At 40.4% G+C, this 23111-nt stretch carries 18 protein-coding genes and 3 pseudogenes; 16 read left to right on the forward strand and 5 right to left on the reverse strand.

Features of this window, described 5'->3' with window-relative positions; genetic code table 11:
* Positions 1-633: 633 nt before the first annotated feature.
* From DP114_RS33805 to DP114_RS33830, 7 genes are all read left to right on the forward strand, one after another.
* On the forward strand, positions 634-1098 hold the full coding sequence (locus tag DP114_RS33805) for a phage tail protein (protein ID WP_169267094.1): 465 nt from the start codon (positions 634-636) through the stop codon (positions 1096-1098).
* A gap of 17 nt (positions 1099-1115) precedes the next feature.
* Complete coding sequence (locus DP114_RS33810; RefSeq protein ID WP_169267093.1) at positions 1116-1598, forward strand: phage tail protein; 483 nt, start codon at positions 1116-1118, stop codon at positions 1596-1598.
* A gap of 12 nt (positions 1599-1610) precedes the next feature.
* Positions 1611-1958 carry a hypothetical protein gene (locus DP114_RS33815; protein WP_169267092.1) on the forward strand — a complete coding sequence of 116 codons (348 nt, stop codon included), beginning with the start codon at positions 1611-1613 and terminating at the stop codon, positions 1956-1958.
* A gap of 29 nt (positions 1959-1987) precedes the next feature.
* Complete coding sequence (locus tag DP114_RS33820; protein WP_169267091.1) at positions 1988-2368, forward strand: phage tail assembly protein; 381 nt, start codon at positions 1988-1990, stop codon at positions 2366-2368.
* Entirely contained in the window at positions 2365-2514 is a 150-nt protein-coding gene (locus tag DP114_RS36160) for a DUF6760 family protein (protein WP_318284576.1), read from the forward strand. Before DP114_RS33820 ends, DP114_RS36160 begins: the two co-directional genes overlap by 4 nt.
* Positions 2511-4604, forward strand: coding sequence for an FHA domain-containing protein (locus tag DP114_RS33825; protein WP_172195422.1), 2094 nt, complete (start codon positions 2511-2513; stop codon positions 4602-4604). The genes DP114_RS36160 and DP114_RS33825 overlap by 4 nt, the downstream gene beginning before the upstream one ends.
* Positions 4605-5130: 526 nt before the next feature.
* Positions 5131-6450: an NF041680 family putative transposase gene (locus DP114_RS33830; protein ID WP_169267089.1), complete on the forward strand. Its 1320-nt coding sequence runs from the start codon at positions 5131-5133 to the stop codon at positions 6448-6450.
* 381 nt (positions 6451-6831) lie between these two features.
* On the opposite strand, the pseudogene DP114_RS36165 reads toward DP114_RS33830, so the two are convergent.
* From DP114_RS36165 to DP114_RS33850, 4 genes and pseudogenes are all read right to left on the reverse strand, one after another.
* Positions 6832-7354 (reverse strand): annotated as a pseudogene (locus tag DP114_RS36165) (HARBI1 family protein).
* A gap of 104 nt (positions 7355-7458) precedes the next feature.
* The gene (locus DP114_RS36170) at positions 7459-7734 is read right to left on the reverse strand and encodes a helix-turn-helix domain-containing protein (protein WP_318284575.1); all 276 of its coding nucleotides are present in this window, start codon (positions 7732-7734) and stop codon (positions 7459-7461) included.
* 39 nt (positions 7735-7773) lie between these two features.
* Positions 7774-8244, reverse strand: a pseudogene (locus tag DP114_RS33845) (DUF4158 domain-containing protein); the annotation flags it as partial.
* A 23-nt stretch (positions 8245-8267) separates the two neighbouring features.
* Positions 8268-8735, reverse strand: a complete 468-nt coding sequence (locus DP114_RS33850) for a double zinc ribbon domain-containing protein (protein WP_169267088.1) — start codon at positions 8733-8735, stop codon at positions 8268-8270.
* 87 nt (positions 8736-8822) lie between these two features.
* Here DP114_RS33850 and DP114_RS33855 point away from each other — a divergent pair, with 87 nt between their 5' ends.
* The 7 genes and pseudogenes from DP114_RS33855 (at position 8823) to DP114_RS33885 (ending at position 19318) form a co-directional block, all read left to right on the forward strand.
* Positions 8823-9716: a tyrosine-type recombinase/integrase gene (locus tag DP114_RS33855; protein ID WP_169267087.1), complete on the forward strand. Its 894-nt coding sequence runs from the start codon at positions 8823-8825 to the stop codon at positions 9714-9716.
* Between the two features lie 232 nt (positions 9717-9948).
* A pseudogene (locus DP114_RS33860) lies at positions 9949-10167 on the forward strand (IS701 family transposase); the annotation flags it as partial.
* A 507-nt stretch (positions 10168-10674) separates the two neighbouring features.
* Complete coding sequence (locus DP114_RS33865) at positions 10675-12321, forward strand: sigma-70 family RNA polymerase sigma factor (protein ID WP_169267086.1); 1647 nt, start codon at positions 10675-10677, stop codon at positions 12319-12321.
* Positions 12322-12352: 31 nt separating this feature from the next.
* Positions 12353-13636: a DUF1822 family protein gene (locus DP114_RS33870; protein ID WP_169267085.1), complete on the forward strand. Its 1284-nt coding sequence runs from the start codon at positions 12353-12355 to the stop codon at positions 13634-13636.
* Positions 13637-13863: 227 nt separating this feature from the next.
* A complete protein-coding gene (locus DP114_RS33875) occupies positions 13864-16191 on the forward strand; it encodes a CHASE2 domain-containing protein (RefSeq protein ID WP_169267084.1) in 2328 nt (775 codons plus the stop codon).
* Between the two features lie 35 nt (positions 16192-16226).
* Positions 16227-17045, forward strand: a complete 819-nt coding sequence (locus DP114_RS33880) for a DUF928 domain-containing protein (RefSeq protein ID WP_169267083.1) — start codon at positions 16227-16229, stop codon at positions 17043-17045.
* A 56-nt stretch (positions 17046-17101) separates the two neighbouring features.
* Entirely contained in the window at positions 17102-19318 is a 2217-nt protein-coding gene (locus DP114_RS33885; RefSeq protein WP_169267082.1) for a two-partner secretion domain-containing protein, read from the forward strand.
* Between the two features lie 245 nt (positions 19319-19563).
* On the opposite strand, the gene DP114_RS33890 is transcribed toward DP114_RS33885, so the two are convergent.
* Positions 19564-20681, reverse strand: a protein-coding gene (locus tag DP114_RS33890; RefSeq protein ID WP_171978416.1) for an IS630 family transposase whose coding sequence is annotated in 2 segments (ribosomal slippage) — positions 19564-20160 and positions 20163-20681 — 1116 coding nt in all. Because the reading frame shifts where the segments join, the coding sequence is not laid out codon by codon here.
* A 164-nt stretch (positions 20682-20845) separates the two neighbouring features.
* On the opposite strand from DP114_RS33890, the gene DP114_RS33895 reads away from it, so the two are divergent.
* A complete protein-coding gene (locus DP114_RS33895) occupies positions 20846-22669 on the forward strand; it encodes an autotransporter outer membrane beta-barrel domain-containing protein (RefSeq protein WP_169267080.1) in 1824 nt (607 codons plus the stop codon).
* Positions 22670-22798: 129 nt separating this feature from the next.
* Positions 22799-23101, forward strand: coding sequence for a DUF928 domain-containing protein (locus DP114_RS33900; protein WP_169267079.1), 303 nt, complete (start codon positions 22799-22801; stop codon positions 23099-23101).
* Positions 23102-23111: the final 10 nt, after the last annotated feature.

Here is a 23111-nt window from a genome sequence, read left to right on the forward strand (position 1 = left end):
CTTCAAGAGTCAGGATGACCTAAAAACCCGAATTCTTGAATTTATCGACTACTTTAATAAAACAATGGCTAAACCTTTTCAGTGGACATATAAGGGTAAAGTGTTAGCTGTCTAATACTTGGTTTATTTACGCCGTGCTGTACTAGTGCTCGACCAACCCAAAATTGCCGGGTTAAGGCAAGCAGGGGGAGTAGGGGAAGTAGGGGAAGCTGGGGGAGAGTAAGAATTTTTTCACCTCATCAACCCGTCAAAGTTGCTGTGGTGGACTACTAGTATTGCAGACCAAATTATAGATTAAACTTTGCCTGGAAAGTTCATTAATTGACTTAGTACAGCCCACCACAAAAAGGGTATTGAATTTTATCATTCGTAGGTTGGGTAGAACGAAGTGAAACCCAACATCAAGCCGAGATATTTCCGAACCCCTTTTACGTTGAGGTCTACTTAGGGTAGCTTGGTAAGCCACCAAACTACCCTCAACTGAAGTTATAGTTTGTCACCAGGCAATCTACTGCGTTTGTGTTTTTTGCATAGGCTTGGGGATTCGGATAATCACTTATCATTCTACAATCTCCTCGTCTTTGCATTTCCATGTTACCGCGTCAGTCCTAATGAGTTGTAAGGAGTCTAGATATGCCCTCTAACACAGAATATTTAACGGCTAATAGATTTGTTCTCGAAATAGATGGTATGCAAGTTACTATCAAATCAGTCGATGGTGTAAAAAGTGTAACACAAACGACTGATAATACGATTATAGGCAACATGGGTCCTGGTAAGAGAGTAGATCAATCCATCCCTAGTGTTCCAGAGAAGGGTACTCTAAGCATCACTATCTATGTAGAGGATAAGAATAAAAAGTTTGATGAATGGCTCCAAAAATGCAGTTCAAATGCAGGAGCTAATAAGGTCATGAGCAATATAAAAAGTGGTTCGTTAGTGTCTTATATATCAGACACTAGTATAGGAGCAAAATGGGAATTAAAACAGTGCTACCCTACTAGCCAAACGTTTACAGGCTTTGACGCTTCTGGAACTGGATTTATGACTCAACAGATAGAACTAACTTACTGGGGAGGTACACAACGCAAGCAGTAAAAAGTGAGTGGTAAACAATGGCTACACTATCAAATATTGAATTTCTCACTGCCCATAATTTCTACCTAGAACTCATATTAGATGGTTCCGGGCAGGCTGATGCTGTCTTTCTTGAGTGCCAGGGATTTCAATGCACGCAGGATGTCATTGAAGTTTGTGAAGTCACTTCTAACAAGTGGGGTCAAGCACAGAAAGGTCTTCCAGTTAGAACTAAAGTTCCTGGCAATGTCAAAATTGGCAATTTGACTTTGCGTAGAGGTGCAAGTAACTCGCTAACATTTTGGAACTGGTTTAAAGCTGTTCAAGAGGGTAACTGGGCTAACCAACGTCAAGATCTTGCTTTGAATATTCTTAATAAAGCAACACAAAGAAAAGCAAGATATGAGTTAAGTGGGGCTTGGCCAACCAATTATAAAATTTCTGATGTCAATGCTCGCAGTAATGAGTTGGCGTTGGAAGAACTAGAAATTGCTTTTGAGGGCTTTAAGCGCACAATGTAGTAAGGAAGCCATATGTTTCAAACAGAGTTTGAATTTACATTGCCGAAGGGCTATTTAGATACTGACAACAACGTCCACCGCAAAGGGGTCATGCGACTAGCAACAGCTATGGATGAAATTATTCCCTTGCGCGATCCCCGTGTTGCATCTAACCCAGCCTATGCTACTATCATTATCCTGTCGCGAGTCATTACTTGCCTAGGAGCATTATCTGAAGTGTCTCCTATGATAGTGGAAAACTTTTTTGCTCAAGATGTGAATTACCTCCAGAATTTTTATCGTAAAATTAATGGTTTGGAGGGCGAACTTATTGTATCAGAAGAAACTGCCAACTCTTCTGTTCAACTGACTCATCATTGAACAAAGTATTCTCTAATTTGCCTTGACTTATGCGCCGGAAAGATACTCTTTACACTGAATTTACCTTTACCTTACCCCAAGGTCTAATTGATGACCAAAACAGAGTGCATCGTCAGGGAGTGATGCGTTTGGCTACTGCAAAAGATGAAATTTTGGTGCATAAAGATCCAAAAGTTCAAGAGAATCCAGCCTACAGTCCATTAATCATGCTTTCACGAGTGATTACTCGATTGGGAAGTCTAACTTCAGTAGCTCCTGAATTATTAGAACGCCTGATTCTACGTGATATTGCTTATCTTAGAGAATTTTACAATCGAGTCAACCAGCAAGGGAATGCACACATCCCTACCCAATGTCCTCATTGCAACGCTGATTTTTCTGTGAAACTAGAGCTATCGGGGGAGTCATAAGCTACCCCTCTGATAAATTATATGAGGAGGTAGCTTTCGTTGCTTACCATTTTCATTGGTCGCAAGATGATATTTTGAGTTTAGAACACAACACTCGTCAGAGTTGGGTAGCAGAAATTAATAAAATTAATCAAAGAATACTATGAAATTAAAAGTTCTTAATTCACAGACACTAAGTGAATTCCAGGAACTTGACCTTTTCCTAACAATCAGAATGGAAGGAGAGTGCTTAATTGGTCGCTCACCTAATTCTGGGTTAGTTCTGGACAGTCCCGATGTCAGTAGACTGCATGGCAAGTTCTTTCTTCAAAATGGAGATTACTACTACTGCGATCTTGGCAGTAGAAACGGCTCTCTTGTTAACGGGAAGATAGCTGAGACAAACCAAAAATATGTTCTGAAACCTGGAGACGTTATCCGCCTCGGAGAGTTCGTTCTCATGTTAGAAGAAATGAGTTCTCCTGACTTACCGGAAACAGTTGTTCGAGTCATAGATGCCCCAGTAGTTTCAAATAGTTTGCAAAACCAGCAAATTCCTCCTCTACCAAAACAAGAGGAGAAAGTTCCGGAAGTAGCTGCTCAGGAAGTGCCCAACTTAAGAACTCCAGATCCTCAACATATCGGTCAGTTTACCACTGAAGAACAAGCCTCCGAAGTAGTCAATCCGCAAGTTGCACCAGTCAGCGAAGAAGTAACTTATACTCAGATTAATGAATATACATTCATTCAGTCAGCGCAGGTAGCTAACGAAATTTCTGAAAGCACGCTGGCAACACCTCAGTTAGAGCAACAAGTTCCAGTAGTGGCTGATGATGTCTCGGAGCAAATCACTCCACAATTGCAGCAACACATCCAACCCACCGCTGAAGAACCATCTGTCGAAGTCGTCGTTCGACAAGCACAACCAGCCACTGAAGAACCGATTGATGCTCAAACTGATAAACTTACATCCCTTGTGCCACCAGAACAAGACAACCAAGTTTCACAAAACGCGATCGCAACACAACAACCAGAGCAAGAAGTTGTGGCAGTGACTGATGATGTCACAGAGCAAATTACACCAAATTCCCAACAATCTATTCAACCTGCTACTGAAGAACTAGCTGTCGAAGTCGTCGTTCGACAAGCACAACCAGCCACTGAAGAACCGATTGATGCTCAAACGAATGAACTTATATCCCTTGTGCCACCAGAACAAGACAACCAAGTTTCACAAAACGCGATCGCAACACAACAACCAGAGCAAGAAGTTGTGGCAGTGACTGATGATGTCACAGAGCAAATTACACCAAATTCCCAACAATCTATTCAACCTGCTACTGAAGAACTAGCTGTCGAAGTCGTCGTTCGACAAGCACAACCAGCCACTGAAGAACCGATTGATGCTCAAACGAATGAACTTATATCCCTTGTGCCACCAGAACAAGACAACCAAGTTTCACAAAACGCGATCGCAACACAACAACCAGAGCAAGAAGTTGTGGCAGTGACTGATGATGTCACAGAGCAAATTACACCAAATTCCCAACAATCTATTCAACCTGCTACTGAAGAACTAGCTGTCGAAGTCGTCGTTCGACAAGCACAACCAGCCACTGAAGAACCGATTGATGCTCAAACGAATGAACTTATATCCCTTGTGCCACCAGAACAAGACAACCAAGTTTCACAAAACGCGATCGCAACACAAGAGTTAGAGCAAGAAGTTGTGGCAGTGACTGATGATGTCACAGAGCAAACCACTCCACAATCCCAACAAATCGAACAACCTGCTATCGAAGAATCTCCCGAAGTTGTTGTTAAATCTCCAGATGTTGCTGAAGATGTTATCGAGAGCGAAACGCCTGAATTTATTGATAAATACGTAGTGCTCATTGCTCACGACAGTAAGAAATCGGAATTGGCAGAGATTGTTGCTCAGCATCAAAAGTTTTTCTCAAAGTGCCTTACCCTAGCATCATCTTCAATAAGCGATTTGGTAGCTCAACAAAGTGGCATAACGATCTCGCAACAACTTCCTGCAGCCACATCTGGAGGATATCAAACAATCGCTTCAATGGTTTCTTCAGGAGATCTACTAGCAGTTATCTTCTTGAGAGACTTGTTGATGCCTCAACCCGGTCAGGCAAATGAGGAAGCTTTGTTAAGATTGTGCAATATCAACAATCTTCTCGTTGCAACTAATTCCTCAACTGCAGAAGCGATCGTGCATTACTTAGAGGTTGTTTGTAAATGATTATGAAGAAGCCGATTGAGGTGTGGCAAAACGTACGCAATCTTAAAAGTAATTTCGACCGTTCAGATATGAATAATTTTGTTAGGACTTACGCACGAGTTACAAAAGAACAAGACTGTGAGATTGCTTCCTTACTGGAGTTTAGACTAAAAGCGATATAAAGGAATGTAAGTCAACTGAAAATTACGCGTTAAAAATACGAACGAGTCAGTCTCAACTGATTCGTAATTCTTTCAAACGATGTAGTACGTTAGTGACGTTTCAAATACAATAATAATAATTGTACAAGAGGGGAGAGAAGCGAGCATTGCTCGCTTCTCTCCCGCCCTCCACTATTTGATTATCATTATTATTGAATTTGAGACTTAAAGCAGACGATGTGCATGATTGCGTCTGCACTCCCTTGCAATTGCGCTCAACAAATGCGTGTAAATTGTTACTAAAACTTTTAAGAAGGAGTCTGCGGTTAAAGCAAACTCCCTTCAACGGAAGATGAGAGAAGCACAACCAACTCTCAATAACCGTTATGGATTCTTTTGCCAGATTAAAAGCATTTCGTCAAGCTGCATATAACAATTTGTGTCGAGCGCATGATGCAATGTTTGAACTAAAAGACGCGATCATGCTGACGCGTAAAGTATATAGTATTGCAGAGCTATCGTTATCACCTGTATTTCGACGCAAGTGGTCGAGTGTTTATGAAGCAGTACAAGATGCAAGACCACAACGCAACAAGTTGATGCGACTATACATTGAACAAATACCAGCAGTGCCAGAAAAATCACGAATTATACTAGCAGGAGACCATACAGCTTGGGCAAGACCTCATGCAGTAACGTTACAAGACCGTACAAGTGAACATTATTGTACTGGAATCATAAACAATAAACCAGTTGCGCCAGGTGAAGGCTATAGTACAATTGTTTGGGTGCCAGAAGATTCGGGGAGTTGGGCAATACCATTACGGCATGAAAGAATAACCAGTTGGGAAAGTCCAATATCGAAGGCAGTGTGGCAACTCAAACAGGTATGTAAGTATTTGCCCTCACGCCCAATCAGTCTGTGGGACAGCGAGTATGGATGTGCGCCTTTTGTCTTAAAAACTGCTAGTATTAAAGCAGATAAATTGATGCGATTGCGCTCTAACCTATGTTTGTGGAGTTCTCCACCCGCTTACTCTGGTAGGGGTAGACCTCGCATTCATGGTAGTAAGTTCAAGCTCTTGGATACGAATACTTGGACAACACCCGCTCAAATTTTAGAACAAAACGATGCGAAACTTGGTCGGATACGAATTCGTGTTTGGCACAATCTACACTTTAGAGCCGCAGCAAAACATCCGATGTCGTTAATACAAGTTGAACGACTTAAAGAAGATGGTTCGTTACGAGTAACAAAACCATTATGGCTAGCTTGGGTTGGGGAAGAAATGCTTCCTCTGTCAGAAATTTGCCGGCTTTACCTACGACGTTTTGCGGTTGACCATTGGTATCGATTTATTAAACAGCGTCTCCATTGGACTTTACCCAAGCTCAGTACACCAAAACAGTGTGAGAGATGGAGCGAACTCATGCCCATGATCACTTGGGAGTTGTGGCTAGCTCGTGATATCGTTGCAGACAATCCTTTGCCTTGGCAAAAGTCATTAGACAATTTGACCCCTGGAAGGGTTGCCCAGGCGATGGGGAGTATTTTAGCGGGGATTGGTACTCCTACCCGTTCTCCCAAACCTCGCGGAAAGTCCTCTGGTTGGAAACCTGGGAAAGAACGTAAACGTAGAATTCCTTACCCTTCAGTCAAAAAAAGGACTTCTAAGTCACGCAAACCCACTCCAGAGTCCGCTTAAATCTTTAGTTTCTCTCACCTTTCAATTAAAACCTTATTAACCCACTGGTACTGGGTCGTTTTTCATGTCTTAGTCTAAACTCCAGTAAATTATTTGTTAATTCAATACACACTAATTTTTGAGCGCGATGCCGAACTTCCCACGCCAAACGCTCTACAGTAGAAATAGCTGGAATAACAATCTGGCACAAACGCATCTCATCAATAGACATCTCCGAAAAATGCCAATACCACTCTAATACTGGACTTGAGTCACAGAAGGCCAACTTCAAATATCAGCCAGTTTCAACGTAAAAATAAGGGTTTAAGATAGTTACTGATTGATAACCAGGAAAAAATCACAAGTTAGGATATCAATTTTTCCTAGGAATTTCGCACTGTTTTATAGTGCCATAACTAATGCTCCTATTCGGAATCTTACAAGTCCACATATCGTCATGATTATTTGTTCATATTTACTTGGGTTTAATCGAAATCTTTCAGAAGCAACTCTGAAAATTTTCAATATACGAATTAAATGTTCTACAAATATTCGGTCGGAAGCCATTTCTTTATTTTTCTTTTTTTGGGATTCGCTTAGTTCTCCTATGCTTCGGTTTTTTCATGGGAGTCTTAATTGATGGCTCTCCAATATAACCTTTATCCCCTTGAAATTTTTGATGGACGTCAAAATCTTTCTGTCCTTGGCGAAATAAAGTTATGTCACTTTTTGGTCCTGGTTCTCCCGCGATAACATCAACAATATCTTTGCCATCTGGTAAAACAGTAATTTGATTTTTAAATGTATGGTTTTTCTTTTTCCCAGAGTAATACTTTTTCTGTTCTTTATACTCTCCAGGTCTCTCTCTAGCTTGTTCTGCGCTATCTACTATTAGTTCATAGTCGGTTAAAACTTCTTGAACAATTTCATAGTCCGAAGCGTTTTTTTTTACAAGTTCGGCGTAAACTAGATGGCAAAAGTTCTTCTAGAAGTGGCAACCAGTAGTTAAATGTATCGTTCGCGGTTGATTCACATCATGCAAAACTGGATACCTAGCAACTGAAATGTTGTCAAATGTCTCAAATATACCAATGTTAACAGAATTTGCTCCTCCGTCGATAACTTTACTTTACGACCTCCTCCTTTATTTATGATTCTAACTTTCTGTGCTTCGACTTCTTCTTGCTTTTGGGTATGTAAGGCGATCGCCTGTTTTATTAGTTGTTCTAGTTGCTCATACTTGAGACCAACTAACCGCTGCGTTTCCTGATGATTTTTTTTAATATAACCTAATATATCGCTCATTTTTTGTGGTAATAAAGCTAATTTTATACTCTTTTACCACAAAATACTTCTATTTTGGAGATGTTTAATTAATGCTCCCACAAGCGCCATTCCTTTATCTGAGGATATAGCAAATGGTAATAACCATTTTGAGAGTTGCTTATATGTAGATGTACCAAAAGAACGAAATCCAAAATTCTTTTGAATTTCTGCTAAATGTTCGCGTCGAGTTGTATCCCTTTGGGAGTACTCTGTTATTATTGCCGGGTCAAGTTTTAATTGAGATGCAATATAAAACAGTACAGATTCTGGTACTATTTCTCCTAAACTCCAAACACGACCGGGGAAGCGTAGGTAACACAACTGCACGGCGAAACCAAGACGATTGTGTGGTCTACGACGCTCTTTTATAATTTTGAGTTCGTCATTACTAAAAGTATAGTAGCGAGCTATATCTCTTGTAGTTATAGAATTAAAAATTTCAGTAAATTGCAGCCGCTGTGCCGGAGATAAAAGTTCGCGAGTTGCCAATTAGATTACCTATATATTCGGTTTTAAGAAATGGTTTGATTTTGTTTGTAAGAAGTGCCACAGTAAGGGCAAAATTTAAATTTCAGCGACATAATAGGTTCATTGCAACTAACACAACGATTCCGTAAGGCTGTAGCACAAGCAAAGCAATACTTCGACCGTAAGTCAGTCCACATTTGGTCAGGGGTGGTTCCTGGAGTCCAACATTTCGGACAAAATTTTAACGTAGCTATTGTTTCTGGAGAGACTTTCTTCGCCGCTGCATCCAGGTACTCCGGTGGTATTCCCAACGCAGAAGCCAGACCACTTTTAGCCTTTTGATTGAGCCTATTCGTTTGTCCACCCTCAATTTTGCGGATTGTCTGGATATGTATTCCAGCTTTGAAACTCAACTCTTTTTGGGTTAAGGAAAGCTGACCCCGCAATCTCTGGACGTAATTAGCAAGCCCTTCTTCCCCCTTTGGAAGCGTCGAATGTTTTGTTACAACCATCAAAATATATCTAAAAATATATTTGTTAATGATAATTTAATAAATATACTTTTATTCAAATAAATTGCAAAAAGCCCCTCTAAAGTAATGATAACTTTAGCAGCTTTAGCCACCGAGTTTTTAGAACGTCCGGGACTAGCCAAAAGTACTCTACGTTCCTATGAGTCTACGATTATCCCCTTACTCAAGCAGTATGGTCGATGGTCAATAGAAATCATCGACCGACAAATTTTAGTAGAATATCTCAATCATCTAACTGATGTTTCCTATACTACCCACCACCGTCATCAAGCTGTCATCACGGCTTTGTTCAATTTTGCTGTTGATATGGGATATCTCAAATCCAATCCGGTTGCAGGACTCACAAGACGCAAACCCAGTCAAAACAAAGGAGAATATGCTACGGATGAACTAGTGCGTTATCTTACTCCTAACCAATTAAGTATCCTGTATCGCATTATCAAAAAAGATGCGCGGATGTTTGCACTGGTGCGTTTGTTGCATACCAGTGGCGCTAGGATTACTGAGGTATTGGCTCTAAATTTAGATGACATAGACTTCAACACCCGGAAATTTCAGGTTATTGGGAAAGGCAACAAGCAACGGTGGTGTTTTTACAGTGAAGTAGCGAATCAGAGTCTAAATCACTACATCAAATATTATCGGCACCCCAATCATCCAGCGCTGTTTACTGCTCAACAGCCAAAGACTTTAGAAGTCTCCCGCCTTTCATACCGTATGATGCATAAGTCCTGGACAAATCTAATTGGGAAAACTCCAGAACTCCAAGAAATTCGTATTCACGACCTACGGCACACTTTTGCTACAGAGCGAGTGGGATTAATGGGGATTGAAGAACTTAGGGCGCTTATGGGACATGAAAGCATTCAGACAACATTACGGTATCAAGAAGTAACGTCACAACGTGCTGAAGAAGTAGCACAATTAGCGTTTAAGAGTCTGCCTAATTTTTCCGAATAATTTCGGTATGTAACTTTCTTTTATACAATAACTAATACTTTTTATAAAAACTTAAATTCAAGGTGCAGAGAATACATACTACTCTGCACCAACAAACTGAGGGTAAACAGTTTTCAACCAGTAGCTTATTATACAAGTATTAGTTAACTCACTTGTTTCCAGGTCTGAAACAATTGTAGGACAACGGTTTCAGCCTTAGCGTACAATTTTCCCGTTTTGGCACGGTGATGCCAGACACTTTATTTTGGTATTCTGTGCCTATACTTTTATTCTTTGGCATCAGATGACAGGCGGCTTAAGGCGCAGGTGGGCAAACAAACCTTTGAACACTTTTACTGAAGCTTTAGAGGCTTTCAGAACAGCCATGTCTTATCGATTTTTCGATTGGCTGACCCTAAATCGTGACCTGTTCGCTTCTTATAAAGCCAGTTTGGGCTATATTTGGGCTTGATTTTTGTTTAAGTCCCAATAGGTGTATTTGGAGTCAAAACTCAGCAAAACTGTTGCCCACTCTGCCAAATTTTTACCCCTTAGGCTGACAGCGTGACAAAGAGTCTGACGTGTTTGAAAGCTAAGTTTCTTCGATTGGTGCTATGGAAGTTAAGCTTAGAAGCTTTCCTTCTAGATCCTTATATAGCTGCAAAAACATTCTTTTTTTAAGTGCAGCTTTAAACCCACAACGCGCATTTTTTATCACTGTTAAGCGTTCCCACATGAGCTGTTCCCTACCCCGTTGGCGCAGCCGCCCTGCAAGGGCTAGGGGTTTTGTAAAATTATAAGCATCCTGACCGATTTCTACTCTCAAGTTTTTATAATGGCTACAAACTGCATAATTACTTTGCTTTGCTCTCTATAAGTTTAGTAAAGCTAAAATCACACAAACCAAGGCAATGTAGTTAATACTTACATATTGTGTACATTCAGTTTGTTGTTTACCACTAGGGAGAAAAAAACCAAGATGCTTAATTTTACCAAATTGGACAGTATCCCTGTACTACCAAAGCGGGATAATAATTTTAATAAATTTTCTACCTGTATTGTGATATACAACCAAAATAATCGATTAACCTTGCAATGGAAACATCAACCTTCTCTGCAACGTAATTTGAAGTTATATGAAGCAAAACATGAAGAGTTTTATAATTTATTCTGCCAGCAGGATAAAGGGATAGATGTAGCACATTTTTGGCGTCAGATAGCACTTAACGAATCACAATTAATAGCAGACTGGGAGCCAGAGAATAAAACACAACTTGCCTATGAACATTTAGCAAGTTACTTTGAGGAAAGATGCTATTGGACTGCTAAAGATTTATCTAAAAACTGTAACGCCAATTCTTGGGAAGAATATTTGTATCTTGCTAGATTGCTAGTTTACAATCCGCTGAAATTAAGGGATATTTTAGTTAAATATAATTCCCAGAATGCGAATTTAGATACATATATAGGTCACGCCTTGACAAATCATATTAAATCCTCAGCAAAGGTAAGTCAATTTTCGCGCTGGCGATTGCTATATAAGAAAAGTGATAAAGAACTAAAAGAAGCACTAGAAGTATTAGGGATTGGAGAACCAAAAATTTCGCAATTTATTTTTGCTAGAAAATATTTTAAACAAGTTTATTTAGTTAACAAAATTAAAAATTCGGCGAGAAGTACAGGTAAAAAATGGATAGATCCAGACCAAGAATATTTTGAACAATCTGCTCAATGTTATAACGCAGAAAAAGTATTACCAACCGCACCTCATGAGGTATCTGCTAACCCTACTAAAGTGACCGCAAAACAAATTCAATATTGGATGGAGATTTGCATTAGAGCCTTAGAAAATTATCCGAAGTCAATTTTACCGAAGTTTTCACTTGATGCTTTGCAGTCTGATAGTATGATAGCTAAATCAGAATCACAGGCTGATGTTGTGAAAGTTGAATGGCAAAGCATATCAGCCATTGAAGAGACAAGTGAAAATCAAGAATATCTCATAAAGAAAGCTAACTCGGTTTTATCTGAGCAACTGCAAGCGATGAAACCAGATTATCAGAAAATTTTACTTCTCTATTATGGTTTCGGACTCAATCAAAAACAGCTAGCGAATAGACTGGGAATTAATCAAAGTACAATTTCTCGTTATCTTGCGAAATCCACAATCCAATTACTGGAAACCTTAGCAAGAATTTCTCAACCTCAACAATGGGTTCAACAGTATGTAGAAAAATGGTTAGAAAGAGAGTACCACGCACCTGTACATTCAGACTTGATTCAAGCAGCTTTGGTGTCAGGTATCAAGAAGTTAACAAGCGAAGAGCGCGAGATTTTACAACTTTATTACGGACAGCGAATGGATGAGGACAAAGTTGCTTCTCATTTAGGTATTCATCTTGATGAAATAACTAGAAGACTTACCAAGGCAAGAAATCAATTGCAATATAAGTTGATGCATGAGATAAATATTTTGATCAAAGAGTATTTAGAAAAATGGTTAAGCAACTACTATAAATCTCTAGTTCAATCAGTTTTAAAAACTGTATCGAAATCTGGGAAGAAAGAAATAGAGCTAGAAGAGAAGATTTCCTTGCTTGAGATATACATTCAGAATAAATACTAGCTAGCTAAGATTGATTAAGAGAGAGGAAAAAATGTTAACTTTATCAGATTTCGTAAATATTGACACTGAGCATATTTGGTTGCAGTTAGAAAGAGACACACAAGAAGAAGCATGGCAGTTTTCTCAGTGTCACTCGAATCCAATTGCTTGTTACAATGCTTATCTCAATCGCGTCTGCTTGAGTCACTTACTGAATTGGTTTCAAGAACGGCTGACAGAAGAATCTACGTTACACGCAGAGGTATTTCCTTGTGAGGAAAGCTTACCTAGTCTTTTAGAAATAGTCAATGGCACAGCAATTAAGGTGGGTGAAATCCGGATAGTGTTAGTACCAACTGAAATTCTAGATATAGAAGAATTGCGTGTACCGCAGGAATGGATAGATATTAACAGTTGGGCGGCTGACTATTACATCTCGGTGCAGGTAAATTTAGATGAAGATGATGATGATTCGAGTATGCGGTTATGTGGGTTTACCACTCATCGTCAATTGAAGAACCAAGGCAGATATAACGAGAGCGATCGCACTTATTCTTTACCCATAGAACAGTTAACTGAAAACTTCACCTTGCTGTTTGCTACACTGGGACTGCATTGGCAAGAACAACTTCCACCTACAGTTACTTTGTCAGCAGTAGAAGCCCAAAACTTATTACAGACATTGAGCGATACATCTGTTTATTCTCCCAGATTGCGTTTTGATGTACCATTTGCTCAGTGGGCGGCACTCATTTCCAACGAACAATGGCGACAACAACTATATAATCAACGTTTAGGTGAAGAGAAAAATACCGTATCTACAGCAGAGACATCCTCACCACTAAATACAGAAGCAGTAAATTCCATTCCTGTAGACTCTCCACTTAAAAATGTGAACCTCAGTCAATGGTTCCAACAGATATTTGCAGCAGGTTGGCAATCTATTGATGAAGTTTTAAATTCACAGCTAGGAAATTTAGCATTTGAGTTCAGAAGTTCTTCCACAGCTAAGAAAACAGGTGTCAATGGAGTTAAACTTATTGATTTAGGGATGCAATTGGGAGGGCAATCTCTAGCACTAATGCTTGCTCTTTCTCAGGAAGCAGATCAAAAAATTGGTATTCTTGTACAAGTTCATCCGACTGGTAATGAGAAATATCTACCGCAAAATCTCAAACTTCTGCTTTTAGAATCAAATAACATTTTACAACAAATTCAATCGAGAAGTCGAGATAGCTACATTCAACTTAATCGTTTTAAAGGTTTAACTGGAACCAGCTTTTCTATCAAGCTGATTCTTAATGATTCCAGCATGATCGAAAATTTCTCTATTTGAAATTATGTCAATTTCGGGTGATTACTTGTAAGAAAATTTCTTAATGTAGGTTGGAGAGGCAGCGCAAATGACAGCTTTCCAACCTACAGATATTATAAGTGTTTAAGCGAATCTGATATTAGCTAATTGGTATTTTAAAGTCATGAGATATTAACAAATAAACACTTTTAATATATATTAAAATGGTCTGTATTCTGTCCAGACTCATAGCTGACTTATAATTAAATATGAGTAAGTTAATTGTTATCAACTTAGAAAAAGGTAACTTAAACGATGGCTTTTCTCCTGTGACTACACAATTGTGGGAAACTAATAACTCTCGCCCAATAAAATTTACAGGTAGTTTACCTCCTGCACCAGAAATTACTGAACTCTATAAACGCTTTCAATTAATATATCAGGCACTTCATCAACGATTACTGCGTTCTGGACTTGAAATAGAATTGACTGGTTTAAATAACGTTAGTGAAGTCGATTTTAGCGAAGTTCAAGAACAGTTATATGAAGCAATCAATTCTTGGTTCAATTCTGATTTATTTCGCCCAATCGACCAAGAATTACGAGGGCGATTGGCTTTAGACGAAGAATTTCAGGTCATTATTGAAGCAAGTGATAGTCTCCTACGACGGCTACCTTGGCATTTGTGGAATTTTATTGAACGTTATCAATTATGTGAAGTAGCCATAAGTACTCCAAAATATGAGCGCGTGAAATCATTACCCAAACTGAAAATAAATCAAGTGAGAATTTTGGCAGTTTTGGGTAATAGTGAAGGAATTGATGTCCAAGAAGATAGAAAAATTCTCGAACAATTGCCCCATGCATCAACGGTGTTTTTAGTAGAGCCTTCACGTCAGGAGTTGGATAGATGGCTTTGGAACGAACAAGGATGGGATATTTTATTTTTTGCAGGACACAGTTATAGCCAAGGTGATAAAGGTAAGATACATATAAATTCAACCAGCAGTTTAACAATAAGCGAGTTCAAATATGCGTTAAAATATGCAATTGCACGCGGTTTAAAAATTGCTATTTTCAATTCATGTAATGGGTTAGAATTAGCAAAAAAGTTAACTGATTTGCACATCTCCCAAATTATTGTTATGCGGGAGGATATACCAGATTTAGTTGCACAAGAATTTGTCAAACATTTTTTGGGAGCTTTTTCTGGTGGTCAATCTTTTTATTTAGCGGTGCGTTACGCACGCTCAAGATTGCAGGGTTTGGAAGATGATTTTCCTGGTGCTTCTTGGTTACCTGTGATTTGTCAAAATCCAGCGGAAGAGACTCTCACTTGGCAAGAATTATGTGGTCAAACTAACACAACTCCTCCCCCTAAATTGACAGTGCGGAATCTACAAACCGCATTGATAGTGAGTGTCATCATAACTGGCTTCATTGTGGGAGTGCGATCACTCGGCTTTATGCAACAATGGGAACTATCAGCTTTCGACTCAATGATGCGGATGCGACCTGACGAAGGTGCGGATGAACGTCTTTTGGTGATTACTGTCACAGAAGCAGATATTCAGGCTCAAAAACAAAGACAAAAATCATCACTATCAGATATTACACTACAAGAACTATTGCAGAAATTGGAACCATACAAACCAAGAGTTATTGGTTTGGATATCTATCGAGATTTTCCGGTAGATTCTCAATATCCAGATTTAGCAACTCGTTTGCGAACAAACAATAGCTTTATTGGTATCTGTCAAGTCAGCGGTAGTAAACAACAAGAAGTTGGGATTTCACCACCACCGGAAATTCCAACGAACCGCATAGGTTTTAGTGATGTTGTGTTTGATAGCGATTTAGTTATCCGTCGCCATCTACTATCTATGACACCAGACCTGGAATCACCTTGCAAGTCTGGCTACTCCTTTAGCTTTCAACTAGCACGACAATATCTATATCTAGATAAACGTCGCATCCAATTTCATATTACTAACGAAGGCTACTTGCAACTTGGCAAAGTCGTTTTTAAACCGATAGATGTCCCCACGGGTGCTTATCAACAATTCGATGCAAAGGGACACCAAATACTGCTCAATTATCGCTCCTCACAACAGATTGCTAAACAAGTCAGTGTCGCACAAGTCCTGAATGGTGAATTAAACCCCAACTTGGTTAAAGATAAGATTGTCCTGATTGGCGTTGACTCACAAAGCGCTAAAGATTATTTTTTCACACCCTATAGTGCGGCGACTACCCCATACCAGGAAATTCCAGGAGTACTGCTGCACGCACATATGGTTAGTCAAATTCTGAGTGCTGTTTTAGACCACGGACCGCTACTATGGGTTTTGCCTGCATGGGGTGAATTTCTGTGGATTGGCGGCTGGTGTTTATTAACAGGAATAGTCGCTGTATACAGTCGGTCACAATTAAAACTTGCAATTTTCATCAGTGCAGAATTACTCACTCTCTACGGTTGGTGTTTTCTCCTCTTGCTGTACGGGGGTTGGATACCCTTCCTTCCCTCTGCACTGGGATTAGTAATCACTGGAATAGGTGTAAAAAAATACGAAAGTTTATTCACAAAAAACAATTAACAAAAAAATAACTGTAAACGATTGAGAATTGAATTATGACTACAAGTAGCTTTCTTTCACCACAAACTGCATTATTGTTGAGTACCACCTTTCTACTAGTTAGTTTCACGCAATTAGCAGCACAATCTCAGCAATTAAATACCCCAAGAATACGTTTTGTTCAGCCAACCTTAGAAAAGCAACCAGAAAATCGGGGTGCACCGAGAGACAGAAAAGGTGCAGGAACTCGCGGTGATTGTCCAGTTGCGAACAAACCTCTCACAGCCTTGGTTCCTTTGATGTCAAAAACCGCAAATCAGAAGCAAGTCACAACAGGCACAGCCAACACACAATATGTTTTAAGCTTAACTACATCTGAACATCCAACTTTTTGGTTTTACGTTCCCTATGTACCCAAGAATATAAACTCAGTAAAATTTGTCTTGCTGGATGAAAAAAATAACTCTGTCACCAAACAACCAATTCCGATTACTCTATCCAACACGCCCGGAGTCATTAGCGTTAACCTTCCCACAACAGAGATACCGCTCAAAATTGGACAATATTATCACTGGTACTTTTTGATTGATTGTAACCCTCAAAGTCGGTCAGATGACATCGCAGTTGAGGGATTAGTGCAACGCATCGCCCCGAAAGATGAGTTAATACGTCGCCAAAAGACAGCAACACCACGTCAACAAGTTGCCCTTTATGCTCAAGCAGGGATATGGCAAGATGCTGTAACGACTTTAGGAGAACTTAGGCGTGCTAAACCCCAAGATGCAACGTTGAAGGCTGATTGGAAAGATTTGTTGGAGTCTGTGGGATTAGAAGATATAGCTACGGAGGCGATCGCACCTTGTTGTACTCCTTAACATGGGCATACGGCATTGGACTGCGAAAACTTTTTCTACTTATTTAGAGGGATGTAATGTTGGGCAAAAATGTACGTTTGGGGTGTTTCAAAGGGCTAGGAATTGCGCTCGCTTACCCGCGTTGCGCTTCGTTGCTCGCGCTTGTCCTAACAAGTCAGTTCGTTGGTGCAATAATACTCTGTGCTAATTGCGCTATTGCCCAAATCACGCCGGATAGCACTCTCCCGAATAATTCTAATGTGAAATTAGAGGGCAATACTAGAATTATCGAGGGTGGAACCACAAGAGGCGCTAATCTGTTCCACTCTTTCCAAGAGTTCTCTGTACCCACTGGCTTTACAGCTTTTTTTAACAATTCTCAAAATATTCAGAATATTTTAACGCGAGTTACGGGTGGAGCGATTTCTAATATTGATGGTTTAATTCGTGCTAATGGTTCAGCAAACCTGTTTCTACTCAATCCCAATGGAATTGTATTTGGTCCCAATGCCCGGTTAGATATTGGCGGCTCATTTCTGGCGACGACTGCAAGTAGTTTGAAATTTCCTGATAACAGCACTTTCAGCGCCACCAATCCAGACGCACCGCCATTGCTGACGGTAAATATTACACCAGGGTTGCAGTATGGACCATCCAAACCACAAGCAACTATTACAAGTACTGGAAATTTAGCATCAAAGCAAGACCTGACTCTCGTGGCTGATAAACTTGAGTTGTCAGGTCAGCTATTTTCCGGAAGAAATCTCAGTATTGGTAGTGTATCTGGTTTAGCAAATATTAGCTCTCAGAACACTCCTGTTATCAGCGCAGTAGGTGATGTAGATATTGCAGCAAATTATACAGGCGCATCGCTTTACGTTGAATCTCAAGGGAATATTCGCTTTGGCGGCGATATCAATATCATTAAACCGGGTACAACTGAGTTGCTTCCCAAAACAGATACTGAGACTTTAAGCAAAACTTCAGCGCTAATTTTGCGTTCCGGACAAAGTACTTTGGCTCAAGTCGGTGTCAATTCTGAAAATGCACTAGCCTCTGGTAACTCAAATGTGCCACAGGGAATTACGCTGAAAAATGTTGTCCTACAACCGTTTAACGGGATCGGGGGGATAGTTAGCTCTCAAGCCGAGTCGGGGAATATCAAAACTCAACTTATCAGCATCAATGGAACACAAAACAATGATGCTATAACCGAATCCGATGGAGGTACTATTGACTTGAAAGCTATTAACGGCAATATTGACATCCAAAATTTGTACTCTTTCTCGCGTGGTAATAACACAGCAGGTTCTGGAGGCGCGATTCGCTTAGAAGCTAATGGTAGCGTAACTACAGGAAATTTGAACTCTTCTTCGTACTCTGAACAAGGTATCGCCAAAAATGGGGGTAAGATTCAGCTAACTGCTGGCTTGGGAGACATTACAACTGGCTCTTTGGCATCTAACTCAAGCTCTAACGACGTAGGTACAGGTGGTAATGGTGGGGACATTACCATAAATGCCGTTCGTGGCAACATTGCCACTACTGGCGATTTGCTCTCTTACTCCAAGAACAACGCCAACTCAAGTTCTGCGGGCACAGGGGGAGCGATAACACTATTGGCTGGTGGTAATATTGATACACAAAAATTAGAATCCTACTCCTCATCCTACTCAGACTTAGGTTCTATAAGTAGAGGGGGAGCGATAACACTGGTAGCTGGTGGTAATATTGATGCAAGACAAGACCTGAACTCCTACTCCTTCCGCCGCTCAGGTATGGCAGATCATCCAGGGGGAGCGATAACACTCAGTGCAGGTGGTAATATTAATACAGTAAACTTGAACTCCTCTTCTAGTGCTGGTCAGTCAGGTATAGCGGGTACAGGGGGAGCGATCGCACTGAGTGCGGGTGGTTATATTATTACACAAAATCTGGACTCCTCCTCCAACTCCAACTTTACTGTTTCAACTAAAACAGGGGGAGCGATAACACTGAGTGCGGGTGGTTATATTAATACACAAAATCTGGACTCCTCCTCCAACGGCAGAGACAAAGAAGGTACAGGGGGAGCGATAACACTCAGTGCAGGTGGTTATATTAATACAGGAGATCTGTACTCCAACTCCAACGCCTCCTCAGGTATAGGGGGAGCGATAACACTCAAAGCAGGTGGTAATATTAATACACAACATCTGTACTCCTACTCCCTTTCAACAGGAAGTACTGGGGGAACGATAACATTGAGCGCCACAGATACCATTACTCCCTTCCCGCTAGAAGATTACCTATAATGTAGGATAAAGTCATACAGAATGTATACTGGGAGACAAGAGTGGAGAAATTAAGGAGAAGAGGAAAATTTGAGCTATGCGATCGCCCTAAGGAGCGCTTGGGTTAGAGCAATGCAAACTCCGTTTGCAGTCTTCCTGGGGGCGAGCGCCAACTGAATTGAGATTGGCGGTGAAGCACTATACTACAAATCTTAACAGAATATACACGTCAAAATTTTAACAATTACATTTAGACAGTCAGAAGATTACCTAACTAAGCTGTAAATGTGTTCTAGAGTGTTTTGGATTTGTTCAGGAGTTTGCACATGGTTAAGTAATAATAAATTTTCTAGTTTTTCTCGGACTTTCTGTAAAGTGATATCTAAAGGTTGGTGATGTAATACCATCAATCTTAAAAGATGAATAATGTATTCAGCGAGATTGAAATTCGGCGAGTAAGGTGGAGTATCAATGAACTCAACTTCAATCTTATCTTGAATCAAAAGTTCTGATAAATGCACTTTTAACTGAGAACGCATTTTTTGTTTGTGAGTTGAATTATTATCTAAAATAACAGTTAACTTTGTCACCCCCTGTTTCACGCCATCTAAGCAGAATTCGGCGAAGTAACCAGATACATCTTCTGTTTTGGAGTGTTCTTTTAATCTTAAATATTCTTCTCCTGTAACAGCATCTATACAAATCATTCCATTCAGTTTTTGACGCTGGCTACGTTCATTACTAGGTACTTGAGGACGAGTGTTCTTCTCTGCCCAAGCGTAAAATATACTGGGACGAGCGTAAACTGCAAATTCGTCAAAAAATACAACTTTCTCCGTCTTTTCCCGATTTATTAATTTTTTTTTAGAGTGGACACAAATCCAGCTTGTTTGTCTGGATCGGCATTAGCATAGTCTCTATGCGCTTTTTGATGTGACATATGTAATTCATCTAAAATTTCATAGATACGGCTATCCTTTAGTTCAACTCCCCATCTTTGTTTAATCACATGACAAATAATTTTTCCCGTCCATATATTTCTATCTACGCCATAATCTATAGGTTTTTGTTCTAGAAGCATTTTCTTTAACTCTTGCTGTTGGTCATAATTTAGTCTACATGGTACAGAGTGTCTAATTGTTTGTGTCAATTCCACCAGCCCACCTATCAGAAACTTATCTATCCAAGTTGTTAGGGTTTTATAAGTACATCCAAGTAATTTTGACACCTCCTTTCTCGTTTTTCCCTCATACAAATATTTTATTGCCACTAATCTTTGACGCAGATATTCTTGTTGGTGTTTGTAGTACAGTTTTTGCCACAAATCCCAGTCCAGTTGGCGATCGCATAGCTCAAACTTTCGCCTTCTCCTTAATTTCTCCACTTTTCTCTCCCTGTCACCGCCATGTCTGACCTTATACTACATTCTAGATAATCTTCTAGCGGGAAGGGAGTAATCTAACATCAATTAACTCTTCTGGAGGAAAAGGTTCAGGAAACATCACTATCAAGAGCAATGCTCCTTTTGTTTTCAATAATGGTGCAATATTGAGCGATACATTTGGTTCTGGCAAAGCGGGAGATATTCAAATCAGCGCTCCTTTAATTTCCCTCACTAACGGTGCACAACTATCCGCTTCCGCTCACAGCACAGGAGCAGGCGGAAACATCACTTTAATGGCTTCTGATACAGTAGAACTGAGTGGTGGAACAACCACCATACCTCAAGGTATTAATCCTATTCAATTTATTGTTCCACAAAATTTTGGTAACATTATTGGACTTCCACTAGGTACATACTTTGGCGGTTATATTCCAAATGGAACTACTGACAAACCTCCCTCTGGAACTGTATTTCCTTCAGGTGTGTTTTCCCAAACAACCGTTGGTTCTACTGGCAGCGCAGGTAACTTGAAAATAGAAACCGGAAGGCTGATGATTAATAATGGCGCAGCGGTCGCCACAACTACCTTTGGACAAAATAGTAAAGCAGGTGATATTTCAATCAAAGCTAGTGACTCGATAACAATTAACAATGGCTCAATATTAAGCGGGGTGGCTCCAGGAGCAATTGGTAACAGTGGTAGAGTTGAACTGAGCACCCCTAGAGTTTCCATAACCAAATCTGGAATTGTACAAACCCAGACTTTAGGAGATGGATTTGCAGGAGAGATTAAGGTGAATGCTGATACAGTCAGCATTTCTAATCAGGGAAGCGCTTTACGCTCTGCTAGTGGTGGTAGTAATGAACTATTACCAGGAACATCCAGTAGTAGTCAAATTGGACGGGGTGGTAATATCAGCGTTACAGCTAACAACCTACGGGTAACTGATGGAGCTGTTTTAGACGCCACAACTGTAACTAACTCAACAGGAGGCGATATCACAGTCAGCGCTAATACTTTGAGTGTTGAAGATGGGAAGATTCTTACCTCCACCTCTGGCGCTGGAAACGCTGGGAGTTTAACTTTTCAACCTCTTGGTGATGGGCAAACTTTAACGGTGAATTTCCAAAAACAAGCGCAAATATCCGCATCCACAAGTAGTAGCGGTAAAGGTGGAACCTTAAGAATAACTGCTCCTAAATCTATTACCCTCACTGGCGATGGCTCAATTATATCCGCTGAAACTACAGGCGCTGGCAATGGCGGAGACTTAACTTTGAGTACAGGAAAGTTAGTAGCACGGGATGGGGCACAAGTTACAGTCAGCAGCGCAAATTCCGGGAAAGCTGGCAACTTGACTGTAGATGCTAACTCTATCTTGTTGGACAACCGCGCTAAAATCAACGCCGATACTACTGGAGGTGGGGGAAATATCTTTCTCAATTCACCTTTGTTATTACTACGTCGTGGCAGTAGTATCACCACCAACGCCAGTGGAAGCAATATCTCTGGCGGTAACATAACTATCGATGCTAAAAATGGTTTCATCATCGCTGTTCCCAAAGAAAATAGCGATATTCGTGCTGATTCCGCTAACTTCCGTGGCGGGAATGTCACCATAAAAAATACTGCTGGTATCTTTGGTATCCAGCCCAGGAAAGAACCTTCCCCACAAAGTGATATTACTGCCAAAGGGGCAACTCCTGACTTAAGTGGCACACTGCAAATCAACACACCTGATGTTGATCCCAGTAAGGGATTAGTTCCTTTAAAAGTAGATGTGGTGGATGTCGCCCGTTTAGTAGACGAAAATGTCTGCGCGAGAACTGCTAAAAGTAGCTTCACTTATACCGGACGTGGTGGTTTACCTCCTTCTCCCAACAACACACTCAACAGCGATGCCGTGTGGGAAGATTGGCGACTCACTGCTGTACCAAGGGGGAGAGAGGGAGAGAGGGAGAGAGGGAGAAAAATTACAAAATCCTAATTTTGTCAATACATCTGCAGGTGAAATTGTCGAAGCTCAAGGCTGGGTAGTGGATGCCAATGGGGATATCATACTTGTCGCTCATGTGCCTGCGGTAACACCTCACAAAGTAGGGAGTTCATCATTGGGATGTCAGCCGCCAATTGCCAAGTGATAGGCACGGGGCATAAGGCAATCGCAGTTGAGGGGTTAGTGCAACGTATCGCCCTGAAAAATGACTTAACACGCCGCTTACAAACAGCAACACTGCGCCAACGAGTCGCCCTTTATGCTCAAGCAGGCATATGGCAAGATGCTGTAACAACTTTAGGAGAACTTAGGCGTGCTAAACTCCGAGATACAACGTTGGCAGCTGATTGGAAAAACTTGTTGGAGTCTGTGGGATTAGAAGATATTGCTACCGAAGCGATCGCCTCTTGTTGTACTCTTTAAGATGAGCATA

It is taken from the genome of Brasilonema sennae CENA114, from assembly GCF_006968745.1.
Taxonomy (GTDB): domain Bacteria; phylum Cyanobacteriota; class Cyanobacteriia; order Cyanobacteriales; family Nostocaceae; genus Brasilonema; species Brasilonema sennae.

Coding starts and splice junctions, on each gene's coding strand:
- DP114_RS33805 (WP_169267094.1), top strand. CDS start 634: ATGCCCTCTAACACAGAATATTTAACGGCTAATAGATTTGTTCTCGAA.
- DP114_RS33810 (WP_169267093.1), top strand. CDS start 1,116: ATGGCTACACTATCAAATATTGAATTTCTCACTGCCCATAATTTCTAC.
- DP114_RS33815 (WP_169267092.1), top strand. CDS start 1,611: ATGTTTCAAACAGAGTTTGAATTTACATTGCCGAAGGGCTATTTAGAT.
- DP114_RS33820 (WP_169267091.1), top strand. CDS start 1,988: ATGCGCCGGAAAGATACTCTTTACACTGAATTTACCTTTACCTTACCC.
- DP114_RS33825 (WP_172195422.1), top strand. CDS start 2,511: ATGAAATTAAAAGTTCTTAATTCACAGACACTAAGTGAATTCCAGGAA.
- DP114_RS33830 (WP_169267089.1), top strand. CDS start 5,131: ATGGATTCTTTTGCCAGATTAAAAGCATTTCGTCAAGCTGCATATAAC.
- DP114_RS36170 (WP_318284575.1), bottom strand. CDS start 7,734: ATGAGCGATATATTAGGTTATATTAAAAAAAATCATCAGGAAACGCAG.
- DP114_RS33850 (WP_169267088.1), bottom strand. CDS start 8,735: ATGGTTGTAACAAAACATTCGACGCTTCCAAAGGGGGAAGAAGGGCTT.
- DP114_RS33855 (WP_169267087.1), top strand. CDS start 8,823: ATGATAACTTTAGCAGCTTTAGCCACCGAGTTTTTAGAACGTCCGGGA.
- DP114_RS33865 (WP_169267086.1), top strand. CDS start 10,675: ATGCTTAATTTTACCAAATTGGACAGTATCCCTGTACTACCAAAGCGG.
- DP114_RS33870 (WP_169267085.1), top strand. CDS start 12,353: ATGTTAACTTTATCAGATTTCGTAAATATTGACACTGAGCATATTTGG.
- DP114_RS33875 (WP_169267084.1), top strand. CDS start 13,864: ATGAGTAAGTTAATTGTTATCAACTTAGAAAAAGGTAACTTAAACGAT.
- DP114_RS33880 (WP_169267083.1), top strand. CDS start 16,227: ATGACTACAAGTAGCTTTCTTTCACCACAAACTGCATTATTGTTGAGT.
- DP114_RS33885 (WP_169267082.1), top strand. CDS start 17,102: ATGTTGGGCAAAAATGTACGTTTGGGGTGTTTCAAAGGGCTAGGAATT.
- DP114_RS33900 (WP_169267079.1), top strand. CDS start 22,799: ATGTCAGCCGCCAATTGCCAAGTGATAGGCACGGGGCATAAGGCAATC.